Annotated in this window: 22 protein-coding genes and 2 pseudogenes; 22 read left to right on the forward strand and 2 right to left on the reverse strand. The window is 41.1% G+C overall.

The features are described 5' to 3' along the window. The first annotated feature begins 38 nt into the window (after positions 1–38). The 6 genes and pseudogenes from F6K49_RS10300 (at position 39) to F6K49_RS10325 (ending at position 4,313) form a co-directional block, all read left to right on the forward strand. A complete protein-coding gene (locus tag F6K49_RS10300) occupies positions 39–602 on the forward strand; it encodes a hypothetical protein (RefSeq protein ID WP_293096309.1) in 564 nt (187 codons plus the stop codon). Next, on the forward strand, positions 599–1,042 hold the full coding sequence (locus F6K49_RS10305) for a hypothetical protein (protein WP_293072197.1): 444 nt from the start codon (positions 599–601) through the stop codon (positions 1,040–1,042). The genes F6K49_RS10300 and F6K49_RS10305 overlap by 4 nt, the downstream gene beginning before the upstream one ends. A gap of 516 nt (positions 1,043–1,558) precedes the next feature. Next, entirely contained in the window at positions 1,559–2,029 is a 471-nt protein-coding gene (locus F6K49_RS10310; protein WP_293096312.1) for an NAD-dependent epimerase/dehydratase family protein, read from the forward strand. A 217-nt stretch (positions 2,030–2,246) separates the two neighbouring features. After that, positions 2,247–2,732: pseudogene (locus F6K49_RS10315) on the forward strand (NAD-dependent epimerase/dehydratase family protein); the annotation flags it as partial. Further along, positions 2,693–2,887, forward strand: a complete 195-nt coding sequence (locus F6K49_RS10320; RefSeq protein ID WP_293096315.1) for a hypothetical protein — start codon at positions 2,693–2,695, stop codon at positions 2,885–2,887. The pseudogene F6K49_RS10315 and the gene F6K49_RS10320, both read left to right, overlap by 40 nt. A gap of 478 nt (positions 2,888–3,365) precedes the next feature. After that, positions 3,366–4,313, forward strand: coding sequence for a phytanoyl-CoA dioxygenase family protein (locus tag F6K49_RS10325; RefSeq protein ID WP_293096318.1), 948 nt, complete (start codon positions 3,366–3,368; stop codon positions 4,311–4,313). An 872-nt stretch (positions 4,314–5,185) separates the two neighbouring features. Here the strand turns inward: F6K49_RS10325 and F6K49_RS10330 are convergent. Together F6K49_RS10330 and F6K49_RS10335 are read right to left on the reverse strand one after the other, a co-directional pair. Next, positions 5,186–5,350, reverse strand: coding sequence for a hypothetical protein (locus F6K49_RS10330; protein WP_293096321.1), 165 nt, complete (start codon positions 5,348–5,350; stop codon positions 5,186–5,188). Between the two features lies 1 nt (position 5,351). Then, the gene (locus F6K49_RS10335) at positions 5,352–5,540 is read right to left on the reverse strand and encodes a transposase family protein (protein ID WP_293096324.1); all 189 of its coding nucleotides are present in this window, start codon (positions 5,538–5,540) and stop codon (positions 5,352–5,354) included. Between the two features lie 607 nt (positions 5,541–6,147). Here F6K49_RS10335 and F6K49_RS10340 point away from each other — a divergent pair. From F6K49_RS10340 to F6K49_RS10415, 16 genes and pseudogenes are all read left to right on the forward strand, one after another. Continuing rightward, positions 6,148–6,789 carry an acyltransferase gene (locus F6K49_RS10340; protein ID WP_293096327.1) on the forward strand — a complete coding sequence of 214 codons (642 nt, stop codon included), beginning with the start codon at positions 6,148–6,150 and terminating at the stop codon, positions 6,787–6,789. 211 nt (positions 6,790–7,000) lie between these two features. Continuing rightward, positions 7,001–7,660, forward strand: coding sequence for a glycosyltransferase (locus tag F6K49_RS10345; RefSeq protein WP_293096331.1), 660 nt, complete (start codon positions 7,001–7,003; stop codon positions 7,658–7,660). 200 nt (positions 7,661–7,860) lie between these two features. Then, on the forward strand, positions 7,861–9,696 hold the full coding sequence (locus F6K49_RS10350; RefSeq protein WP_293096334.1) for an ABC transporter ATP-binding protein: 1,836 nt from the start codon (positions 7,861–7,863) through the stop codon (positions 9,694–9,696). Positions 9,697–10,011: 315 nt separating this feature from the next. Next, positions 10,012–10,857 carry a glycosyltransferase gene (locus F6K49_RS10355; RefSeq protein WP_293096336.1) on the forward strand — a complete coding sequence of 282 codons (846 nt, stop codon included), beginning with the start codon at positions 10,012–10,014 and terminating at the stop codon, positions 10,855–10,857. Beyond that, entirely contained in the window at positions 10,854–11,852 is a 999-nt protein-coding gene (locus F6K49_RS10360) for a KpsF/GutQ family sugar-phosphate isomerase (protein ID WP_293084541.1), read from the forward strand. The genes F6K49_RS10355 and F6K49_RS10360 overlap by 4 nt, the downstream gene beginning before the upstream one ends. Further along, positions 11,852–12,604 carry a 3-deoxy-manno-octulosonate cytidylyltransferase gene (gene kdsB / locus F6K49_RS10365; protein ID WP_293084538.1) on the forward strand — a complete coding sequence of 251 codons (753 nt, stop codon included), beginning with the start codon at positions 11,852–11,854 and terminating at the stop codon, positions 12,602–12,604. Before F6K49_RS10360 ends, kdsB begins: the two co-directional genes overlap by 1 nt. Positions 12,605–12,705: 101 nt before the next feature. Continuing rightward, positions 12,706–13,533: a 3-deoxy-8-phosphooctulonate synthase gene (gene kdsA, locus F6K49_RS10370; protein WP_293096340.1), complete on the forward strand. Its 828-nt coding sequence runs from the start codon at positions 12,706–12,708 to the stop codon at positions 13,531–13,533. A 367-nt stretch (positions 13,534–13,900) separates the two neighbouring features. After that, positions 13,901–14,425 carry an HAD-IIIA family hydrolase gene (locus F6K49_RS10375; RefSeq protein WP_293086254.1) on the forward strand — a complete coding sequence of 175 codons (525 nt, stop codon included), beginning with the start codon at positions 13,901–13,903 and terminating at the stop codon, positions 14,423–14,425. Continuing rightward, positions 14,418–15,635, forward strand: a complete 1,218-nt coding sequence (locus tag F6K49_RS10380) for a polysialyltransferase family glycosyltransferase (protein ID WP_293096344.1) — start codon at positions 14,418–14,420, stop codon at positions 15,633–15,635. Before F6K49_RS10375 ends, F6K49_RS10380 begins: the two co-directional genes overlap by 8 nt. A 107-nt stretch (positions 15,636–15,742) precedes the next feature. Further along, positions 15,743–16,648, forward strand: a complete 906-nt coding sequence (locus tag F6K49_RS10385) for a class I SAM-dependent methyltransferase (RefSeq protein ID WP_293096347.1) — start codon at positions 15,743–15,745, stop codon at positions 16,646–16,648. Continuing rightward, positions 16,649–17,503, forward strand: a complete 855-nt coding sequence (locus F6K49_RS10390; protein ID WP_293096350.1) for a methyltransferase domain-containing protein — start codon at positions 16,649–16,651, stop codon at positions 17,501–17,503. A gap of 2 nt (positions 17,504–17,505) precedes the next feature. Further along, on the forward strand, positions 17,506–18,729 hold the full coding sequence (locus F6K49_RS10395; protein WP_293096353.1) for a glycosyltransferase family 4 protein: 1,224 nt from the start codon (positions 17,506–17,508) through the stop codon (positions 18,727–18,729). Between the two features lie 130 nt (positions 18,730–18,859). After that, a pseudogene (locus tag F6K49_RS10400) lies at positions 18,860–19,465 on the forward strand (glycosyltransferase family 2 protein). A gap of 105 nt (positions 19,466–19,570) precedes the next feature. Next, complete coding sequence (locus F6K49_RS10405) at positions 19,571–20,080, forward strand: glycosyltransferase (RefSeq protein ID WP_293096356.1); 510 nt, start codon at positions 19,571–19,573, stop codon at positions 20,078–20,080. Positions 20,081–20,179: 99 nt separating this feature from the next. After that, complete coding sequence (locus tag F6K49_RS10410) at positions 20,180–20,800, forward strand: hypothetical protein (RefSeq protein ID WP_293096361.1); 621 nt, start codon at positions 20,180–20,182, stop codon at positions 20,798–20,800. After that, the gene (locus F6K49_RS10415) at positions 20,797–21,966 is read left to right on the forward strand and encodes a glycosyltransferase (protein ID WP_293096364.1); all 1,170 of its coding nucleotides are present in this window, start codon (positions 20,797–20,799) and stop codon (positions 21,964–21,966) included. Before F6K49_RS10410 ends, F6K49_RS10415 begins: the two co-directional genes overlap by 4 nt. Positions 21,967–21,986 lie beyond the last annotated feature (20 nt).

Consider the following 21,986-nt stretch of genomic DNA (forward strand, 5'->3'; position numbering starts at 1 on the left):
AGGCAAGATGCCTGTTCTACTCTTGGGGCACAGGCAAGATGCCTGTTCTACTTTTGGGGCACAGGCAAGATGCCTGTTCTACTTTTGGGGCACAGGCAAGATGCCTGTTCTACTCTTGGGGCACAGGCAAGATGCCTGTTCTACTCTTGGGGCACAGGCAAGATGCCTGTTCTACTCTTGGGGCACAGGCAAGATGCCTGTTCTACTTTTGGGGCACAGGCAAGATGCCTGTTCTACTTTTGGGGCACAGGCAAGATGCCTGTTCTACTTTTGGGGCACAGGCAAGATGCCTGTTCTACTTTTGGGGCACAGGCAAGATGCCTGTTCTACTCTTGGGGCACAGGCAAGATGCCTGTTCTACTTTTGGGGCACAGGCAAGATGCCTGTTCTACCATTGCCTTACCACATTTCCCATACTCTTATCCCTACTCACCATACTCCCTGTTTCCGATTCTAAATTCGCGCATTCTAAATTCCAAATTCTAAATTCCCTGCTCCCTGCTCCCTGCTCCCTGCTCCCTGCTCCCTATTCCCTGTTCCCTGTTCCCTGTTCCCTAAAATCCCAAAAGTTTATCACCGAATTTAGAACCCCTATAAAATGAGTCAATCAACACCTCAAACCAAACGATGTCAACGGAACCGGAAGCGTTCTAAACGAAGAACTATTTTATGTCCGATTCATGGTTCCTACCTTGATAGCGTTAGTCAGAAGTATCGGTTGTTTGCTGACCGGCCAGGACAACTTCAGGCGCGTGGTGTTAAACAAAAATATGCCTTGATGCTGATAGCCAGTAAAACCACGGTAGCTATCGAAGGAGAATGGCTAGAGGCTTTTTGGTGTAGTGAGTGCCAGGAAACCAAGTGGTATCACGTGTGCAAGAAAAGCGATCGCATTTATAAGGTATCGTTGGCTCCTGCTGAGTTATGGCAGCAGGTAACAGGGGTGATTGATCCGAATGGCAACTCTTCAGTGGGAGAGTTTACCCGTCGCCAGTCTAAACGAATTGGTTTTCATGGGATTAAGGATTTTGGGGCGATTTAGTTTTTTAGATGAGTAGTTATGATAAATTACTAGCTAAAGTATAGGCAAAATGCCAAGGGCAAGAGGTAAGAGTCGTCAACTAGTAGAGTTGATTAATAACAGAGGCAATCAGTTGAGTTTATTCTTTAAGAGTTTCTAAAACAAACTTTGTAATTTTGCCTCTTGCCCAGAAGTGTTTAACGTTTTAATTTTAAACACTTCTGAGAATATTATTGCTGATCAAACGCTGATTAATTCCCATTTAAATGGGAATTAATTTTTGATGCATAATAACTACTGACTAGTGACTCCTAAATTTTAGAGATTTTAATTCAAGGTGCAAGATATAGCAGTCGCCAGGTCAGTTAGGACATGACAAAAGTCTCAAACCTAAATAAGCGCAAGAGTTTGACTTCTGACTTCTGACTTCTGACTTCTGACTTCTGCTATATCAGTTAGAGAAGCGTTAACGATGAATCGCTTTTTGAGCTTATTAGTTTCACTATAGATTATTTACCTAAACAATTAAGATTTCCTATGAAAAAATTACTGGTAACAGGCTCCTCAGGATTGATTGGGTCTGAAGTTTGTGGTTACTTTGCTCAACAAGGTTGGCAAATTCACGGTATTGATAATAATCAACGGGCTGTTTTCTTCGGTTCCCAAGGGGATACACGCTGGAATCAGCAGCGGTTGCAAGAGACAATTCAAGATTTTGTTCATCATGAATTCGATATACGCGATCGCAAAGGTATTTTAGACCTAATGGCGCAGCTCAAGCCAGACGCGATTGTACATACAGCAGCCCAGCCTTCTCACGACCGCGCCGCAGCAATTCCTTTCGCTGACTTTGATACCAACGCCGTGGGAACTTTGAACTTGCTAGAAGCTGCGAAGCAATCTTGTCCAGAGTCGCCCTTTGTACACATGTCTACCAATAAAGTGTATGGCGATCGCCCCAATATAGCGCTACGCGCAAGGCAAGAGGCAAGAGGCAATAGGCAATAGCTTACTACAAAAGCTTTTGAGCTTTTAGCAATGTCCTAACTTTAATTTGTAGTGCAATACTATTCAGCTTAAGGAACTAGACACTCGTTGGGATTATGACGACCCGGCTTACAGCAACGGCATTCCCGAAACCTTTAGCATCGATCAATCAAAGCACTCTTTGTTTGGCGCATCCAAAGTTGCTGCTGATCTGATAGTGTAGGAATATGGTCGCTACTTTAATATGCCCACAGCTTGTTTACGGGGTGGTTGTCTGACCGGACCAAATCATTCCGGTGTGGAACTCCACGGTTTCCTAAGTTATCTGGTCAAGTGTAATCTCGAAGGTCGGGAATACAAGATTTTTGGCTACAAGGGTAAGCAAGTACGGGATAATATCCACTCTCTGGATGTGTCGCGGTTTATTCACGCTTTTATCGAAGCACCTCGAATAGCAGAAGTTTATAACATCGGTGGCGGAAAAGGCAATAGCTGTTCAATTCTGGAAGCATTTAAGCTGGCAGAGAAGTATAGTGGTAAAGCGATGCACTATACCTATCTACAAGATAATCGGATTGGCGATCATATCTGTTATTACTCCGATTTGAGTAAGATGCGTGAGCATTACCCCAGTTGGGATATTTCGGTGTCGTTGGAAGAAACAATTCAGCAAATTGTGGAATCTTGGCAGACTCGTTTGGCTACACAGACAGTTTGTGCTTAATTAGGCTTAATTATTTCCTAAGCATATGCGCTACGCGCACGCTGCGCGAACAGCGGTCAGGGGTCAGCGGTCAGGGGTCAGCGGTCAGCCGTTGGCCTTTGGCTGATAGCACCTCAAGTAGCGTGGCCATTGGCGTAGCGTGGCCGTTCGCCTAGCGTGGCCGTAGGCCTTTAGCTGAATCCTTAGGTTATAGCGGTTTATATCCTAATGAGGTACACAGGATTTTTTACCTCTTGCCTCTTGCCTTCCCCTCCTGGGAGGGGTTAGGGGTGGGTGCCTCTTGTCTGTTCCCTAAAACCCAGGAGTCTGTACCTCACCCAATTGCAAACCGCTGTAATTCTACAATGGTAGACGCCTAAGGATCTAAGAGGTTGTCTGAGAAGTCTCATTTGCTACATCCAAGCCCCCGTTGGTCCCCCAATTTTGGGGGACTTTTACCAGCCAATGGATTCTTCCCCCAGAATTGGGGGGCTAGGGGGGCAAAATTCAGTATCAAAAAACTTGGGAGATATCCTCTAATAAAACTATCAACCAGATATTGTGAGTCCAGCAGCAGCTTGAATATCTTAATTTCCTTTCTGATTTCTATGGTACATTGCTTTTTTAAAGAATTAGTATCAATTACGTATTTTTATGTATTTGAACACTCTCAATATCATTCCTACCCCTAAAATTATTCAAAATATTAGGGAAAAAGGCTACTTTTTTATAGAAAATGCAGTTGATTTAAAAGTAGCAGATCAGCTTTTAAAAGAAGTCAATATTGATAATATTTCAGTAAATAAAAATGAAATAGGTGTGGTATATTCTGGCAACCAAAAATTCTTGTCCAATTGTCTAACCAGATCAAAAACAGCCTACGATTTGATTACCTCTCCAAAGGTGTTAGATATTTGTCGTTCATATTTACCAGCAATATATCAGCTGATAAGTCATCAATTTGCTCAGACTCGTCGAGGGTTTAATATGCCCTGGCACACAGACAATAATCAACAATTAGATAGTAAAGTTTTTGTTAAGCACCAGATGCCTGGTCTAATATTTATTATCTATCTTTCTGAGCAAAACATCAGCCCATTTCAATATATTGAGGGTTCCCAGCTTTGGTCATCAAACTATGACAGCGAGAGGTATATTAGCGATGCCTGGGTTCAGAAGCATTACCGTAAGGATATCAGAACGTTTGAGATGAAGAAGGGTGACCTCATAATCTTTGATTTACACGGTTTTCATCGAGCACGCCCGTTCCAAGACAGAAATCATGTGCGAAATATTTTTCAATTCCAGGTTGAGCAAATTAACGAGAATTATCTGGGTCATGGAGAGCAAAACCTAGTCAATGTCGGGTTTATAGATAACCCTAGTCCAGACATTTTAAACTACTTAGGATTTGGCATTCCGCGAAAATATCCAATTCTTGCTAAGACTTCGATCGCAACTATGTCAATGGGTGAACTAATCAGTTTATATAACCAGCTATTTTACCCGACCCTTAAAGCAATGATCACGAACCTAGGCAAAGCTTTAATACCTGGAGAATGGCAGGTAACCTTAAAACGTAGATTGGGCAGTAGTAAATAGGTAAGCATTCAGCTATTAGCTGAATGCTGATAGCTGAATGCTGATATAGCTATGATAAAAGCTATAAATTGTTATCAAAATGATACAAAAAATATGAAGTATAATTCTTAATTATTAATACTAAATATATTAATTTATTAGTTTATTGAGGTACACAATATTTTTTACCTCTTGCCTCTTGCCTTCCCCTCCTGGGAGCAGGGCTGTTTCATAGTAGAGTAAAATGGAGATAAAGTCAGACTAAGTACAAAAAGACAACAAATAAGTCAGATTATGCCCTAAACTGTCTATGAATTCGGTTATTGAATCATAGCCATTAGCCCGGATTAAGGTTAAGACCCAGGTTTTGAGGATAGATAAGTTGATGGGGGCAGCCGCCAGCTTTTTGAGGGCTAGTATCTTCTGAGTAGATGACATCTTTGACCCAAGGTCGGCGATTCTCAATAGACCAATGACCGCGAATACAAGAAACCAACTTTTTTGAGTGAGGGGATAAAGAGCTAATGTAATAGCTGATAGTGGAATAAGGCTGATTGCTACGAGTACCAAAACGTGCCACTTGAATCACACAACCCAATCAAGCGCCAACCCATGTCAAGATCTGGAGGTGGAGTGAACACCTGCACCTGACGATGGCTGTTGCGCCCTCGACAAACTTCAGTAGATTGATATGTTTTCTTTGGCTGAGTGTTTTGAGTATGCTGCAAAGAGTGAACTGTAGAGTCGGGGCTGATTTCTTTTGGCTTTAATCACATAGTCATTGCCGCTGTCTATGATGGCAGCCACAGTTTTTTTTGACAGTGCAGAGCTTCGATTGTAAAAACATAACCTTTTAAATCTAGTGACTCTAATAAGTTTCTCACTACAGTTATTTAACTTACTTTTTTGTTTTCCATTTCTTGAACTGCCACCACTAAACCTCGCTTCTGGCTGAACACTGAGACCAAACTCATAAAGTTTTGTTGGGCTTTGTCGTAGTCACTGACCGTATTTTTCAAACTTTTTCCGTCTACTGATAATCCTTCTGATAGACTCAAATTAAGCGTAAAGCTTTGCCCACTGATTGAATACAAGTCTTAGTTGAGTGTAGTCTAATCCCATCATCACCCGTCTGAGAGTGGAGTAGGATGGTACTGTAGCATTGGGAATCTTCAACTCTGTGATCAAGGCTCGCCGATGGCGTTCTGTGAATCTTCCCAGTGAGCGATATCCGTAGTAACCGCTCAACCCACACCATAATTACCAAGATTAGAACCAGCCATAGAGGATGACGACATCCATGAGGATCCCGAAAATCGGGAATTTGTTTGAGGTAATCAATAAGGCTTTTTTGGGTCATTAAGGGGTCTTTATTGCCGTTTATTGGTTTATTAAGCTTTTTATGAGCATTATACTCCTTATTTATCTATAATGAAACAGCCCTGCTCCCAGGAGGGGAATATGGGGAGATGGGGGAGATTTTTATTAAGGGTAATTATCCTGACATGATATCAAGGCTGGTGATTGGAAAAAAAATTGGCTGAAGAATAGTTTGGTCAACTGGGGTAGAGTTTTTTTTCTGAACCAATGAATTTAATTGATTGGCTAAACTATCTAGATTTAACCAATAACTCTTGAATAACTGAACAGATAATTATTATAAACCATAATTCTAGATTTCAAAATCTTGGATTAAGACCTGGTTCTTACTCTATTAGAGTATGGTTCAAAAAGCCACCTAATTATATCTACGATCACGTATCATTATCCTTCAAAGTTAAAAGCAATTCATTTTTATAAACCTAGAAATTGTAAATCATTACCCCAATATTTGTTTGTTTAATAATTATTAAATATGTGCAACTTATTTAAGTTAATTCGTAATTTACGGAATAAATATAAAAACAAAGTCAGAGAACAATATTACCGTAAAAACCTGGGAAATCTTGGGGAATACTGTTATATAGGCCAAAGCGTAATCAAAAATAATTTAAGTAAATTTTTTATTGGAAATCGAGTCACTGTAGAAAATAATGTAACTCTTGAATGTAATTTGGAAGACTCTGCTATTCATATTGGCGATCGCTCAATTATCCGAAGTTCAGCAATGCTCATATCTGCACAGGGTAAGATAAAAATTGGTAGTGACTGTAGTGTCAACCCTTTCTGTTTTTTTTATGGTGCAGGTGACTTAGTTATAGGAAACTGGGTCAGAATCGCTACCCATACTGTAATTGTTACTTCAAACTATACCTTTGATGATCTTGATACGCCTATCGACCTTCAACCGTCTATTAAGAAAGGTGTCATTATAGAAGATGATGTTTGGATAGGGGCGGGAGTAAGAATCCTTGATGGTTGCAGAATAGGTAGAGGTTCTGTCATCGGTGCTGGGACAGTTTTAACCAAGAGTGTTGAGCCTTACTCCGTAGTTGTAGGAGTACCGGGCAAGGTTATTCGTAAACGTGGTGAACCTAAAGAGAGTAAACAGGAGTAAACAAGATTATTTTTTTGACAAGACTAGTCAAAGTTAACTAAATTTATCTCATCAAATTATGACTAATAAATAATTCCTATAGCAGTCCTAAATGATTCGTGAAATATATTGGCCAAAGCGAACGCTATAACCCTTGCCCAGCAAAGATTCCACATTTTGCTGATTTTACAAATGATTTAGGATTGCTATAGCACTATTAGGAAAATTAGCCATGAAAAATCAAGACCGTGTGCGAGTATTTATCGGATCTGGCGAAGCGAGTCTACTGGAGAGGAAAGTCTCAATTTACTCTCTTCGTAAGCATAGCCATAGGGAACTGGATATTTATGTTTTCAATGGCACCCACAATGCTATTGAACTTAATGATTATCAGCCTTATCTCGCTCCCATGTCCTTAAGAGTTAAATATCGGAATACAACTGAGTTTAGTCTCTATCGATATTTGATTCCACAGCTCTGTAACTATCAAGGTAAAGCTATTTATATTGACTCAGATACTATCTGTTTGAATGATATTGGTGAACTATTAGACACACCTTTGAATGGCTGTGATTTCCTGGTAAAAAGAGCTTATAGCAGTGAAGCTAAAGACCTTTGGGGCTTGAGCGTAATGCTGATCGATTGTCAAAAATGCAAATTTGATTTAGAAACCTACTACGACGAAATTGAGCAAGGTCTGTATTCTTACCCTGACTTTGCCCGTATGAGTCCTGCTTTTCTTGCTCATCACAATTACCAGATCGGAGAACTAGACCCCCTTTGGAATGTCTTTGATTACTATGACAACGATACGAAGTTAATCCACTATACGAACCTCTACACTCAACCCTGGAAGTCTCCCAATCATCCCTACCCTCCTGGGAGGGGTTAGGGGTGGGTGCCTCTTGCCTCTTGCCTCTTCTCTGTTCCCTAAAAAACCAGAAAGATGTACTCAATAAAGTCGCAAAACCCTATAAATTCTCCCGTTCCCGTAGCGTGGCTCAGGACTGACCGCTGACGGCTGACAGCTTACGGCTTAATGCTTACATAAATAGATGTGATAAATTACTTTTTTGGTTAATTGTTTTAATTGTGACAAAACTGAAAAAACTTATTCCTAATTTCCGATCGCCAGCCTATCGTCTGGTCGGGGAGACAGCCCGGAAAAACTGGTGGCTGATTGGGATGAACCTGGTTACCAATCTCGTCAGTGCCGTCCTAGAGGGCAGCACCCTAGGTGTGATTTATCTGGCCGTGGGTTACCTAACGGGGACTGATGACCCTGGAACAGATACACCAACCAATCCAACCATAGCTAAAACCCTTGCATTGATTCTGCCTTTGCCACCAGAGCAAATGTTTTTAGTTTTAATCTTTGGGGCAGTGGTGCTGCAAATCGGCTTAAGTCTGAGTAACTATCTCAATAAGGTATCGACAGCTTACCTATCGGCCAAAGCACAGCCCTATGTGACGGGGAAAGTGTTTGAACGAATTATGACCTTTAGCTATGGCTGTGTGAGCCGCTATAAGGTCGGTGACCTAGTACTTTTTGCCAAAGATGCCGCTTTTGCAGTTGATCAAAATATCACACAATTCAACAATCTGGTGGTGAGTCTGTCATTCTCCTTGGTGTACCTGGTTATTATCGTGCGTCTATCCCCAATCTTGGCAGGGGCGGCAACGGTGCTGATTCTGGCGGTGGCTTATGTGCAGTACAAGCTGATTCCCCGATTACGACGAGTGGTAAAGCGGGTGACCGCAAGCCAGGTGGAGTCGGCTAAGTATATTACTCAGAGCATCCAGGCCTTGAGGTTGTTGCATACCTTTGGTACCCAGCCACAGACACTAACGGGGGCAAATCAGATATTAGGTAAAATCGAGAAACAACTAAAAAAGCGGGCATTGGTCTTTTTCCTGCCGGAGCCAATTTTAGAGACTTTGCCCATGGTAGCCCTGGGAATTTTGGCGGCTTCCGCAGTACTATTTGAAGGGGGTAAGGCGACCATCCTACCCCTGTTGTTGACCTTTTTGCTGGCCTTGCAACGGTTATCGGGGCGCTTGAAAGCAACTTCAGGCACTATTACAGCTTTTGTGGATAACAGCGGCCGGATGGTACGGTTAGAGACGATTTTAGACCAGCGGGATAAGGTATTTGAGCACTCGGGCACGGAGCAGTTTACACGGCTAAGGGAAGATATTGAGTTTAAGTCTGTAAGCCTTTCCTATACTAACGATGATGATCTTGCCCTCAAGAATCTCACCTTTACTCTGCCTCGAAACAAAGTAACTGCTTTAGTAGGGGGGTCGGGGGCAGGTAAGTCTTCGATTATAGATTTGTTCCTTGGGCTGTATCAACCGACGGCAGGACATATTCTAGTCAATGGTCGTCCTCTAGCAGACTATTGCTTGGAAAACTGGCGGCAACAGATCGGGGTGGTCAGTCAAGATACGTTTATTTTTAATGACAGTATTTTAGAAAATTTGCGTTACGGTCGTCCGTCAGCAAGCTTCGATGAGGTAGTTGAAGCAGCTAAAGCAGCTCAAGCCCACAAGTTTATTTTGGCCTTGCCTGATGGGTACGAAACGGTGGTGGGTGAGCGGGGCTATCGACTCTCGGGTGGACAGCGGCAACGATTGGCTCTGGCACGGGCATTAATTAAACAGCCAGAGATTTTAATCTTGGATGAGGCAACCAGTGCCTTAGATAGTGAATCCGAGAAGTTGATTCAGCAGGCATTGGAACAGTTCCAGAAGGAACGAACCGTGATTGTGGTGGCCCACCGACTTTCGACTATTGCTGAGGCTGATCAGATTTTGGTGCTAGAGCGAGGAGAGGTTGTGGAGCACGGTACCCATAAGTCGCTTATGCATCAAGGTGAGCGCTATGCGCGCTATTGGAAGTTGCAAAGTAGTCAGGTGGCAGTTTAAGGGAGTAGGGAGCAGGGAACAGGTAATAGGGAATAGGGATGTGCTGCATCAAGATAGGCAATCAAAAAATGGTATTTAAAAAAAAAAACCATAGAATGCCCTAAATTTCATAGCAATAAAACTCATAAATTTTGAAAACTTTGTTATGTTCTCGGATTGGAAAAATAACTTACTGAGGTATGCATCTGATTCTGAATTAAGGAAGCAACACGTTTTACAAGGTCAAAATTATATCAAAAACCAATATACACCAGAACACACTATAAAGCAATTATCGAGTTTATTTAAAGCTATTTTTTAACCTTAGTATAAACAATGAAAAGTCAACAAAAAATTCGGGTATTCATTGGCTCTGGAGAAGCAAGTCTCTTAGAACGAAAAGTTGCTATTTACTCATTGCGAAAGCATACTAAACGCGAGTTAGATATCTACGTTTTCAATGGCACCCACAATGCCATTGAACTTAACGATCAAGAACCTTATCTGGCTCCCCTATCCCTCAAGCTCAAATATCAAAACTTCACTGAGTTCAGCCTTTACCGCTTCCTAATCCCCCAGGTCTGCAACTATCAGGGAAAAGCCATCTGGATTGACTCAGATACAGTTTGTTTGGCTGATATTGCTGAACTTTTTGATACCCCACTCAATGATTACGATTTTCTGGCCAAAGGGGAAGCCTACGATCATCAAAGCAATAATCTCTGGGGCTTGAGTGTAATGTTGATCAATTGCGAGAGCGCTCGCTTTGACTTGGAGAGCTACTACAATGAAATTGACCAAGGTCTTTACACCTACACCGATTTCTCCTGCATGGCTCCGGCTTTTTTAGCCCATCATCCCTTCAAAGTAGGACAACTCGACTCTCACTGGAATGTTTTTGACTACTACGACAACGACACGAAGTTAATCCATTATACCAACCTCAGAACCCAACCCTGGAAATATCCTAATCATCCCTACGGTGAACTGTGGTTTCAATATTTTCAAGAAGCCCGTGAAACAGGGTACATCACCCAGCGAGATATTCAACTCAGTCAGCTGCGTGCCTACGTCCGTCAAAACATCCTTCAGGGAAATTCCCCCAAAATTCATAATAAATATAGCTTAATTAAGAATAAATTCTGCCATATTGCGAAGAAACTTTTCAAGTTAGGTATATGAACACCTTGGCTATTCCGTCAACTTCCATTTACCATACCATTGAACTTCTCAAACTGGAAGCCAAAGCTATCAACATAGCTGCAGAGCGCCTGCAATTCGACCAGGTGGAAAAAGCTTTGAAACTGTTAGCCACATGTCAGGGTAAGGTTGTGATTACGGGCGTGGGCAAATCGGGCATTGTGGCTCAAAAAATTGCCGCTACCCTTACCAGCATTGGTACTGTGGCCATCTGCTTGCATGCCTGTGATGCCCTCCATGGCGATCTCGGTATTGTGACAGGCTCAGATATCGCCATCCTACTCAGCAATGGGGGTGAGACTGACGAATTGATCGAGATTTTGCCCCATCTAAAGTATCGTCAGGTGCCGATTATTACCATTGTCGGTAATCTCGAGTCCACCCTGGCTCAGCAGGCTGATGTGGTTCTCAATGCCGGTGTCGATCGCGAAGCCTGTCCTTTAAACTTAGCTCCAACCGCAAGTACGACTGTGGCATTGGCCATTGGCGATGCGCTGGCCATGACTCTGACTCATATCAAAGGGGTAACTCCCGAAGCCTTTGCCTTTAACCATCCGGCAGGTCGGTTGGGCAAACGGTTGACGCTGAAGGTTGCTGATTTAATGCAGCAGAAGGCAAATAACCAGGCATTAGGGCTGGAGGCTTCCTGGCTAGAGATTGTAAGTGCAATTACCAATGGTGGTGCTGGTGCTGTAAATATTGTGGATGACAAAGGATGTTTACTGGGGTTAATTACCGACGGTGATTTGCGTCGTTGGGTACAAAAGATATCATCAGCTGATCTGAGTAAATTAAAGGCAGGTCAAATTATGACCACTGACCCTGTGACGGTAACCCCGGACATTCTCGCCTATGAGGCTTTCCAAATCATGGAAAACCGAGTATCACAAATTTCAGTCTTGCCAGTGGTTGATTCTAATCATGTTTGTTTAGGGCTGTTACGTCTCCATGATGTGTTGCGAAGTGGGTTAGTATAATGAAAATTCTTGCGGTAATTCCTGCCCGGTATGGGTCACAGCGCTTTCCGGGTAAGCCCTTAGTTAAGATTGGCGATAAGCCTATGGTACAGCGAGTATATGAAGCGGCGAAGTGTTGTCCTGACTTTGGCAAGGTGGTGGTGGCCACCGATGATCAGCGCATTGTAGACTGCGTGCAGCAGTTTGGTGGTGTAGTGGAAATGACTCGCTCTGACCATGAGACTGGTACGGATCGGGTGGCAGAGGTCGCAGAGCGCTATCCAGAGATGGTAGCAGTTGCGAATGTTCAGGGAGACCAACCTTTTGTAACTCCTCAGATGCTAACTCAATTGGTAAGTCCCTATCTCAAAGGGGATTCTCCTGAAATGACTACTTTAGCTTGTCCTTTGAACTTTGAGTCAGGTTATTCCGATCCCCATACAGTTAAGGTACTCTGCGACCAGCATAGTCATGCACTTTACTTCTCTCGCTCCCAGATTCCTTACTTACGTAATCATGGTAAAAGTCTTCCGGTGTATCATCACTTAGGACTCTATGCCTTTGATCGGAGGTTTTTAGCGCAATACGCCCAATTGTCAGCAACCCCGTTTGAACAGTGTGAAGCTTTAGAACAGTTGCGGGTGTTGGAGCATGGGTTTCAGATTCGGGTTTGCCTGACCCAAAAGGCCGTGTTAGAAATTAATACGCCTGAAGATTTAGCTAAAGCAAACAGATTAATACAAGATAAAGCCAAGGAAAGTACTCATCAGTAGTCATCAAAATCATCTACGTTACAAAACAAAGTATCTCAACCCAAATCACTAATATCATCAATATCATCTTAAAAGTATAAAGTTTATTTTTAGCTAGATACATGACTAGTACTCAAATCACGAATACACTTTCGATAGGAGATCGCTGTCCTTTAACCCTAATTGCAGGTCCCTGTGTCATTGAATCGGAAAACTTTACCTTAAAAATGGCAGAAGAGATTCGCAAAATTTGCGATCGCTTGAATATTCCTTTGATCTTTAAATCTTCCTTTGACAAAGCCAATCGAACTTCAATCAACTCTTTTCGGGGACAAACTTTAGAACAAGGTCTAGAAATTCTTCAGAAGGTCAAACAAAAGGTGGGTGTGCCAGTGCTTACTGATATCCACGAAAGTCAGCAAGCTGCAACGGTTGCTGAAGTAGTTGATGTCCTGCAAATCCCAGCTTTTCTGTGCCGCCAAACTGATTTGCTAATGGCTGCGGCTACCACAGGTAGGGCAATTAACGTCAAAAAAGGTCAGTTTCTTGCCCCTTGGGATATGAAGAATGTAGTCAGTAAACTGGAAGCTGGGGGAGCCAAGAATATTTTACTCACTGAGCGGGGTACTAGTTTTGGTTACAATACCCTAGTGGTAGACTTTCGCTCCTTACCTCAGATGCGTCAATTAGGTTATCCAGTGGTTTTTGATTCCACTCATAGCGTTCAGATGCCAGGAGGAAAGGGAGATAAATCTGGTGGACAGCGACACTTTGTTCCCTATTTGGCTAGAGCTGCGGCTGCAGTTGGCATTGATGCTTTGTTTATGGAAGTTCATGAAAATCCTGACATGGCACTTAGTGATGGTCCGAATATGGTACCCTTGGCAGAATTGGAAAATGTGCTAAAAGGAATTTTGAACGTTCGTGGGAGTTTGAGAGCTGATTTGTAAACTCGCTGTAATCCTTGTAGGATAAGGCTTACGCTAGAATAGAACAATTGAACTATTTAATATCCAAAAGACAATCATAAGCTGTTCAGCATTTAGATTGGGATACCTAAATTGCTCAAAGGGAACAGGGAACAGGGAACAGGGAACAGGGAAAAACCAATTTAAATGCGCATCAGCTTAGTAAGGCTTTCAGACTTCTTAAGATTTACTTTATGAATTAGCTCTGAACGCTACAACTTTAGTAAGTTTTTCATGAACAACATCCCTGAGCCTGAATTAAGCTAATGTGCAGTTAATTTTTTTTAATGCCAAAACGTGAAAATATTGCCTTGCGAGTACCTTGCTAGCTAGTTTTAGTATAAATTAAATGCGTAACAATTCAGAAACACATTTATCTCAGGTAAAATTGCTAGCCCTAGATGTAGATGGTGTGATGACGGATGGCGGACTTTACTACACAGAAAGCGGTGAAGAACTAAGGAAATTTAATGTCAAGGATGGTATGGGTATCAAGCTACTGCAACGGACTGGAATTGAGGTAGCTGTTATTACCAATAGTAGTTGTAGGGCAACCCAATATCGAGTCAAAAAATTAGGAATCAAGTACAACTTTTTCACGGTTGAAGATAAGTTAGCTGTTCTCAAAGAACTCTGTGAAGAGTTGAGTTTATCTCTTTTCCAAGTTGCCTATGTTGGTGATGATATCATTGATTTACCAGTTATGGAAGCTGTAGGATGTCCCTTAACTGTTGCTGATGCGATACCAGAAAACCGAGATATGGCTCTGTATGTTACCAAATTAGCAGGTGGCCAAGGAGCAGTTCGAGAAATTTGTGAATTGTTGATTAAAGCACAGGTCAAGGTTAAATCTTATTATAAGAACAATGACTAATCCTAAGCTTGTAAAACGAATAATTACCTGCCAAGGTAGTATTCAATTAGTAACTGCTTTATCAGTCCTAAGTTATCGACAAAAAGAGCAGCATAAACTCAATATTGAATATCAAGATTATCTGATTATTTATGATTTGTCTACTCCTCCAGGACAAATTGATAAATTTGCAGAGTTTGTCAAAAAAATGGCTCAATTAGTCCATAAATGGGAAGTAATTAATCATATAAACCCTGAGCAAATCGATGCCATATCTAATAAATTAGATTCTTGTAGCCCGCGAAAAATATATGATATGGTGCATAAATTAGTTGGAACTAAATCTGCTGACGAAATTTATTTATGCCGAAATTGGCAGTTTGGTAATCAACTTTTGATAAATACTTATAAATCAGCTGAAAAAATTTGTTATGGGGATAGTATTGGTATTTACTTTTCCTCCAATAATAATGGTTTTTTCCCAGCATATACTCCACCAAAGCTAAATTTTGTTAGTTATACCAAGAACAAAATTAAAGCCGTTATCAGTAAAGTCAAGGAGAAACTACAACTAAAGACATCTCTTAAAACTATAAACTTTGATATCGGTTATTTTGTATTGCCAGATATTTTGGGAGAATTACCTCCCATGAAATACATTACCTTAGATAAATCAAAACTTCTAGAAACTTTTAAGAATTTTAAGGGATTATTAGATGTAAATTATATTCAGCAATTCCAAGAAAATATTGATAACTTTCCTGTTTTAATATTGTTAAATTCTAACTTTTCTGAAGCTAGTAGGATGAGTGAAGAAGACGAAATTGCTGGTTATCGTCAATTCTTACTTAATCGACATATAGAACCGAATACTATATTAGTTATCAAACCTCACCCGAGGGATAGTAACATTAAAATTAAAATGTTGCAATCAAAACTAGCAGATTTATTTTCAGATATATTAGTTTTATCAGAACCTCATCTATTATTTTTACCTTTTGAAATTTTATTTGCACAAGTTTTTATTGAATCAGACATGTCAGTACGAAATAATATTAAGGTATTGACATTCAGTTCTGCTTGTTTATCATTGAAACTACTATTTAATGTTACCTGTATTGTGGGTTTTGGTGACCACATTACTACCAATATCTTCTATGAAGATTATATGCTTGGTAGGTTAAAACATGAGCAGTATTTAAGAGCAGCTATGAAAATTTTAGAGAATTAAAATGAACGTATTCAGATTGCTGCTGGGTAACAACGGACTTTGAAGAACCATAATTTTGATATTCGTGCTCAATATTTAAATGAACTTATTTGTAAAGGTATTAAGTTGTGAATATTATTAGTCCTTTAACAGAAAATAACAATGTAACTTTGCTTAAAAGTATCCCAACAAAGCAGTTAATTCAAGATTGGAAAAATTGTTTTGAAATAGATATTACCGAAGAAGTTGATGAACATGAAAATATTTACCTCTATAAATGTAACGAAACGCAGTTAAAATTTTTTACGCCTTATGAAACAGTTGGTTCGGATAAACTTTATGAGCATCTACAAAAGTTTGAATGGTACTATATGCCCCAAAAATGGGAACATAAGGTTGCTTTGCTAGATTTATCAAAGTGTAAAGATATTTTAGAAATTGGATCTGGTTCTGGTCACTTTATTAAATCTGGAATTGATAAAGGATTAAATATAAGAGGAATTGAACTTAATAAAGCTGCCGTTGCTGCCGCACACAAAAAAAAATTTCCAGTAGAGCGTCTTGACTTAAAAGAAGCTGCAAAATTATATTCGGAATCATTAGATGCTGTATGTAGCTTTCAGGTACTTGAACACGTAGCAAATCCCAAAAACTTTATTGATTTGTCAATTCAAATGTTAAAGCCAGGAGGGAAGCTAATTTATTGTGTTCCTAATTCAGAGAGCTTCCTTAAATACCAGTATAACTTGCTAGATATGCCTCCACACCATATGCTTCAATGGTCTAGGGAATCTTTTAAATCACTGGAAAAACTGTTTTCGATTAAACTTAAAAAAGTGGTTAACGAGCCACTAGCTTCTTATCATGTTGCGAGTTACGTAAGTTCTTACAGTAATCATTTTAGTTCTGTCTATCCTTTTGGAAAATTATTTTTTAATCGCTACACGATACCTGGCTATACCAAAATATTAAATCTTGGTTTGAGAATGTTTTTAACTGGTCAAAGCTTATATATACTATTCCAAAAAATTTAGATGAACTACTTAAATCTTGGCTGTGGTCGTCGCTTCCATCTAGCCTGGACAAATGTGAATTTCACATCATCAGGTGAAGGCGTAATTGCTCACAATCTCACAACAGGTATTCCCTTTCCAGATAACTCATTTGACGTTGTTTATCACTCCCACTTATTAGAACACTTTCCCCAAAATATAGCTGAATTATTCCTAAAAGAATGCTACCGCGTCCTGCGTCCTCAAGGCATTTTGCGGGTAGTTGTTCCGGACTTAGAACAAATTGCTCTAACTTATTTAGAAGCTCTAAAAAACGCTAACGATGGTTCTCAAGAATGGGCTGCTAATTACGAGTTGATTCTATTAGAAATGTACGACCAAACTATAAGAAACCACTCTGGGGGAGAAATGGCTGCATATCTTTTCCAAGAACATATCCCCAATCAAGACTTTATAGTCAAACGTCTTGGTATCGAAGCTAAAAACTTAATAGAAGCAGGACGCAAACGCCGGGAACAACATCAGCCTAATTCAACACCAGAAAATAAACCACTAAATTTACTTAAACAAGTTTACCGTTTTGTACGTCATCCCAACTACCGCCGTGAGTCCATGCTGAAAAGCTTGCTAGGTGAAGACTATAGCGCTTTACAAGTTGGTCGCTTTCGTCAAAGTGGAGAAGTTCACCAGTGGATGTATGACCGTTATTCACTAGCAACGTTACTGAAAAAATGCGGTCTGGAAAACATTATCCAACACTCAGCGAGTGAAAGCTACATTCCACAATGGACTAGCTTTAATCTTGACACAGAACCGGATGGTAGTGTTTATAAGCCTGACTCTTTGTTTATGGAGGGGATTAAGCCAGCCACATGAACATGAATGTTTTACACATCAACCAGTCTGATATATCTGGTGGAGCGGCGATCGCTGGCTATCGATTACACCAAGGACTACTGGCTAAAGGTATTGATTCGCGCTTATTAGTAGGAACAGTCAAAACCAAGAGCGATCGCGTAGCTCATGTTTCGCGCAGATATCGTCTAGAAAACCAACTTTTTCGACTTACTTGGGGCTTTGGTTTTAATGACCTTAATCTAATCAGTAGCTTTGATATTCCAAAGCATAATTTTTACAAAAATGCAAACGTTATTAACTTTCACAACCTACATACTAACTATTTCAATTACTTAGCTATTCCTTCGCTGACTAAAGAAAAACCAGCAGTTTTGACTCTCCACGATATGTGGAGTTTTACCGGACATTGCGCCTACAGTTACGACTGCGATCGCTGGAAAATCGGCTGTGGTAAATGTCCTTACCCAGCTACTTACCCAGCTATCAAAAAAGACAATACTCACCTAGAGTGGAGGTTAAAAAACTGGGTTTATAGTCGTTCGAACATAACTATTGTTACTCCTAGTAACTGGTTAACTAAGCAAGCAGAGCAAAGTATGCTCAACCGTTTTCCTGTTCATCATATTCCTTATGGAATCGATACGGAAGCATATCAGCCCCTTGATACCGAACAGTGTCGCTCCTTACTTGGTATACCGAAGAACAAAAAAGTTCTGATGTTTGGAGCGGTTAGCTTTAATGACTCTCGCAAAGGTAGTGATTTGCTGCTAAAAGCGCTGTCACTATTACCGAAGTCCTTGAAAGCAGAAACTGTTTTGCTGACGATGGGTAGTAGTGGTGAAGGAATTTCAGAAGCTGTAGAAATGCAAACGCTCAATCTGGGATATGTTAGTAGCGATCGCTTAAAATCTATTGCTTTTTCTGCCGCTGATTTATTTATTTTCCCCACCCGCGCTGATAACCTACCCTTGGTGCTGCAAGAAAGTATGGCTTGCGGTACACCTATGGTATCTTTCAAAATTGGTGGTGTTCCCGATTTAGTGCGTCCAGGGATAACTGGATACTTAGCAGTACCGGAAGATACTGAAGATTTTAGTAATGGGATCGTGCAGCTACTGGAAGATGGGAAAGTTCGGGAGGAAATGAGTCAAAATTGTCGAGAAATTGCTGTTGAGGAATATCCTCTTGAACTACAAGCTCGGAGATATATTAAACTGTACTCTCAGGTTTTGAAAAAACTATAGTTACCTATTTTATTGTTTTATAAATAAAAACTAATTTATGAAATATCCTACCTTAAACGAACTACCACCCCCACCACCTGGAAAAACAGGCTGGCCTTGGACGGAGGAAATTCAACCACTCCCTGAGCGGATGCCTGATGGTTCAGAATGGCCCCGGATTAGTATAGTAACTCCTAGCTATAATCAAGGACAATTTATAGAAGAAACTATCCTATCAGTTCTGTGGCAAGGTTATCCTAATTTGGAATACATCATCATTGATGGTGGCAGCACAGATAATTCTGTATAAATTATAAAAAAGTATGAAAAATATCTAACTTATTGGGTTAGTGAACCGGATGAAGGGCAAAGCCATGCTATAAATAAAGGTTTTGCTCGTTGCACTGGTGAAATTATGGCGTGGTTAAATAGCGACGATCTTTATCTTCCTGGTGCTTTACTAGAGGTCGCACGGCTATTCTCCAAAAATCGGAAAATAGATATAATTACTGGAGAAGCAATAGTTTATAAGTACCCGTCTGGTGAATTCTTTGGAGTTCGAGCTGGTCTTGTAGGACTTCCCCCAAAAATGGCAGTTATGCTCTCTCAATCTGCTTACCTTGGACAACACTCTACATTTTGGCACAGACGAGTTTGGCAAGATGCAGGTCCGTTATCCGAGGATCTACATTATGCAATGGATCATGATTTTTTCTTACGGTGTTGCGATGGCGGTTTCAGGTTCAAGATAGCTTAATAGCTTTATATTTTTGACTTTTAAAGTTAAATGATTATACCGCACCTAAGACTCCTATACATTTCTGCCGTCGTACCTGATACAACCTCAGGGGGAAGATTTGCGATGTACCGCCACCTAGTACTCAAACAAGACTTTGAAGTAGCAGTGGCAGGTACAACAGCTGGAGATTCTCCCATTGAAAGACGTTTCGTTATCCGTAAAAATCGTCTTATTGAGAGACTACGTCGCACTCGATTATCGCGATTGCTATGTAACCTTGAGTATCTCCAAAACTGGATAATGGTACCACAGCCATTGATGCAGTTTGCCCAAGAATTTCGCCCTGATGTCGTAGTCTGTGTTATTGAAGATTGGCACATGGGCTTAGCATGGCAAATTGCCACGCGGCTTAATGTTCCTCTAGTGGTAAACTTCCAGGATCTGTTTTGTCTTTCCCAGTTTGTTCCCGACAAGATGCGTCCTTTCCATTGGTTAGTTCCGTTTTTAGTAAATCGATACCGAATGCTGAATCGGAAAGCTGCTCAATCTTTTTATACCAGTGAAGGTATGGGCAACTGGTTTGGACAAGATGGTCGAGGAGATGTTCGGGTGCATCTCATTTTTGCAGTTTGACCTGGTGGTGCGTTACGGGACGCACTGTCCCAACACTTGCTACAGCTTGCGTTTTGGTGAGCTCGCCCCTAACGCACCCTACCGCACTTTTTTACAAATATGAGATGCACCCAGATGTTCTCTATCCCGTTGGTGATTTTAGTGCCTTCAGCTTATGGCCGTATGCTACTGCGCTTGGCAAATACTGTAAAAGAGCGAAGTGATATTCATTTACAAATCTTTGCTGCTGGTAATGATTGGCCTTTGGAAAAAGTCAAGGAGATGACTGAGGCTGGCATTTACAAGGGATTTAAGCCGTTTGAACAATTAAAGTCAGACTTTCAACAGGCAGATGCTTTTCTGACGGTAATGAGTTTTGAGAAAGCAGAAGAACCATTCATGAAAACCAGTTTTACAACCAAGTGGTTGGATTATGTTCCCTATGGCAAACCTGTTTTCGTTTGGGCACCAGACTATTCAACAGCTTATCAGTTTGCCCATCAGCACCGTGCTGGGATAGCTGTTTCGGAGGATGACCCGGTAGCTTTGGTTAAGGCGATGATTGATGCTGCCTCTAATCTTGAGACATGGCAAGCTGCCTGTGGGGGAGCGCGTAAGGCAGCAGAAACTGTTCTCAATGCTGAGAAAATACACACTCTGTTTGTTGATCGTGTGAACCATGTTTGTCGTCAATCCCAAGATACTCCTAACATTGACGACCTTAAAGAGCTGGCTCGATGAAAATGATGACTACCGCTGAATCTAGATTAATTACTACTGGTACATATGAAATTATTGTCATCTCCTCCGTACCACCTGCGCCAACTAGTGCAGGAGAAATTATACTGCACCGCCATCTAAGTCAGCTAGATGGGTGGAAGGTTTCAGTGGTGCCCAATCCCCAATACTTGTTAACAAGATTAGCAAAAAGGTTGAATCGCACTCGATTTTATACCTGGGGCAACAATTTAAATGTTCTCACTGATGGTCGCAGTTGGGATCCCCTGTGCCATGATCACCAGCTATCAAGCCAAAAAGCAATTGTGCTCACTGTTGCTCATGGTGATGGCTGCTGGGCGGCTTTGCGCTTTGCAAAAAAATATGGCTTGCCCCTAGTAACTATTTTCCATGACTGGTGGCCAGATTTACCTATTGTCCATGCCCCCTTTCGGCAACTAATCGCACGGCGTTTCCAGCAGCTTCATGATAGCTCAAACTTGGTACTTTGCGTCAGTGAAGGAATGCAAAAAGCTTTAGGTTCGCATCCCAATAGTCAAATTCTTTATCCCATTCCAGCTTCTCTACCATCTGAACTAAGATTTAATCATTCCATAGTCGATAAATCTCGTCCCTTGCGAGTTGTGTATTCTGGAAATCTCTATGAATATGGCCCAATGTTAGGGGAGTTGTTGCAGGGAGTTAAAGATCATCCTAGTTTACAGGTACAGCTTCGGGGAAAAAACCCTAATTGGTCGGCAGATGTTCAAAAGGAAATGCGAGAGCGCGGTTTGTGGCTAGACTTTGCACCCAGATCTGAGTTGAACCAGTGGCTAAGTTCAGCCGATGCTTGTTTGGTGACCATGAGTTTTGATCCTGCTATGAGGCGGCGCATGGAAACGAGTTTTCCTTCCAAACTACTTGAGTATGTGCAATTTGGTAAACCGATTGTGATTTGGGGACCAGAGTATTGTGCTGCTGTGCGTTGGGCTAAGGAAGGTAATAAGGCCATCTGTGTGACGAGGGAAAATCCAGCTGAATTAGTTTCAGCCCTTGAAAAACTCCAGAGAACTGCTGAGTTCCGCAAGCATTATGCTAAGCAGACTTGCCTGGCTGCTCAAAAACAGTTTAATCCATTAGTAATTCAAGAAGCTTTTTGTAAGGCAATTAGCGATTTGGTTTTTATTTAAAGATGCCAAAATTATAACAA

This window comes from Moorena sp. SIO3I6 (assembly GCF_010672095.1).

Bases quoted from the DNA above. Each gene is read 5' to 3' on its own strand.
- F6K49_RS10300 (WP_293096309.1), top strand. From the start codon at position 39: ATGCCTGTTCTACTTTTGGGGCACAGGCAAGATGCCTGTTCTACTTTT.
- F6K49_RS10305 (WP_293072197.1), top strand. From the start codon at position 599: ATGAGTCAATCAACACCTCAAACCAAACGATGTCAACGGAACCGGAAG.
- F6K49_RS10310 (WP_293096312.1), top strand. From the start codon at position 1,559: ATGAAAAAATTACTGGTAACAGGCTCCTCAGGATTGATTGGGTCTGAA.
- F6K49_RS10325 (WP_293096318.1), top strand. From the start codon at position 3,366: ATGTATTTGAACACTCTCAATATCATTCCTACCCCTAAAATTATTCAA.
- F6K49_RS10340 (WP_293096327.1), top strand. From the start codon at position 6,148: ATGTGCAACTTATTTAAGTTAATTCGTAATTTACGGAATAAATATAAA.
- F6K49_RS10345 (WP_293096331.1), top strand. From the start codon at position 7,001: ATGAAAAATCAAGACCGTGTGCGAGTATTTATCGGATCTGGCGAAGCG.
- F6K49_RS10355 (WP_293096336.1), top strand. From the start codon at position 10,012: ATGAAAAGTCAACAAAAAATTCGGGTATTCATTGGCTCTGGAGAAGCA.
- F6K49_RS10360 (WP_293084541.1), top strand. From the start codon at position 10,854: ATGAACACCTTGGCTATTCCGTCAACTTCCATTTACCATACCATTGAA.
- kdsB (WP_293084538.1), top strand. From the start codon at position 11,852: ATGAAAATTCTTGCGGTAATTCCTGCCCGGTATGGGTCACAGCGCTTT.
- kdsA (WP_293096340.1), top strand. From the start codon at position 12,706: ATGACTAGTACTCAAATCACGAATACACTTTCGATAGGAGATCGCTGT.
- F6K49_RS10375 (WP_293086254.1), top strand. From the start codon at position 13,901: ATGCGTAACAATTCAGAAACACATTTATCTCAGGTAAAATTGCTAGCC.
- F6K49_RS10380 (WP_293096344.1), top strand. From the start codon at position 14,418: ATGACTAATCCTAAGCTTGTAAAACGAATAATTACCTGCCAAGGTAGT.
- F6K49_RS10390 (WP_293096350.1), top strand. From the start codon at position 16,649: ATGAACTACTTAAATCTTGGCTGTGGTCGTCGCTTCCATCTAGCCTGG.
- F6K49_RS10395 (WP_293096353.1), top strand. From the start codon at position 17,506: ATGAATGTTTTACACATCAACCAGTCTGATATATCTGGTGGAGCGGCG.
- F6K49_RS10405 (WP_293096356.1), top strand. From the start codon at position 19,571: ATGTACCGCCACCTAGTACTCAAACAAGACTTTGAAGTAGCAGTGGCA.
- F6K49_RS10410 (WP_293096361.1), top strand. From the start codon at position 20,180: ATGAGATGCACCCAGATGTTCTCTATCCCGTTGGTGATTTTAGTGCCT.
- F6K49_RS10415 (WP_293096364.1), top strand. From the start codon at position 20,797: ATGAAAATGATGACTACCGCTGAATCTAGATTAATTACTACTGGTACA.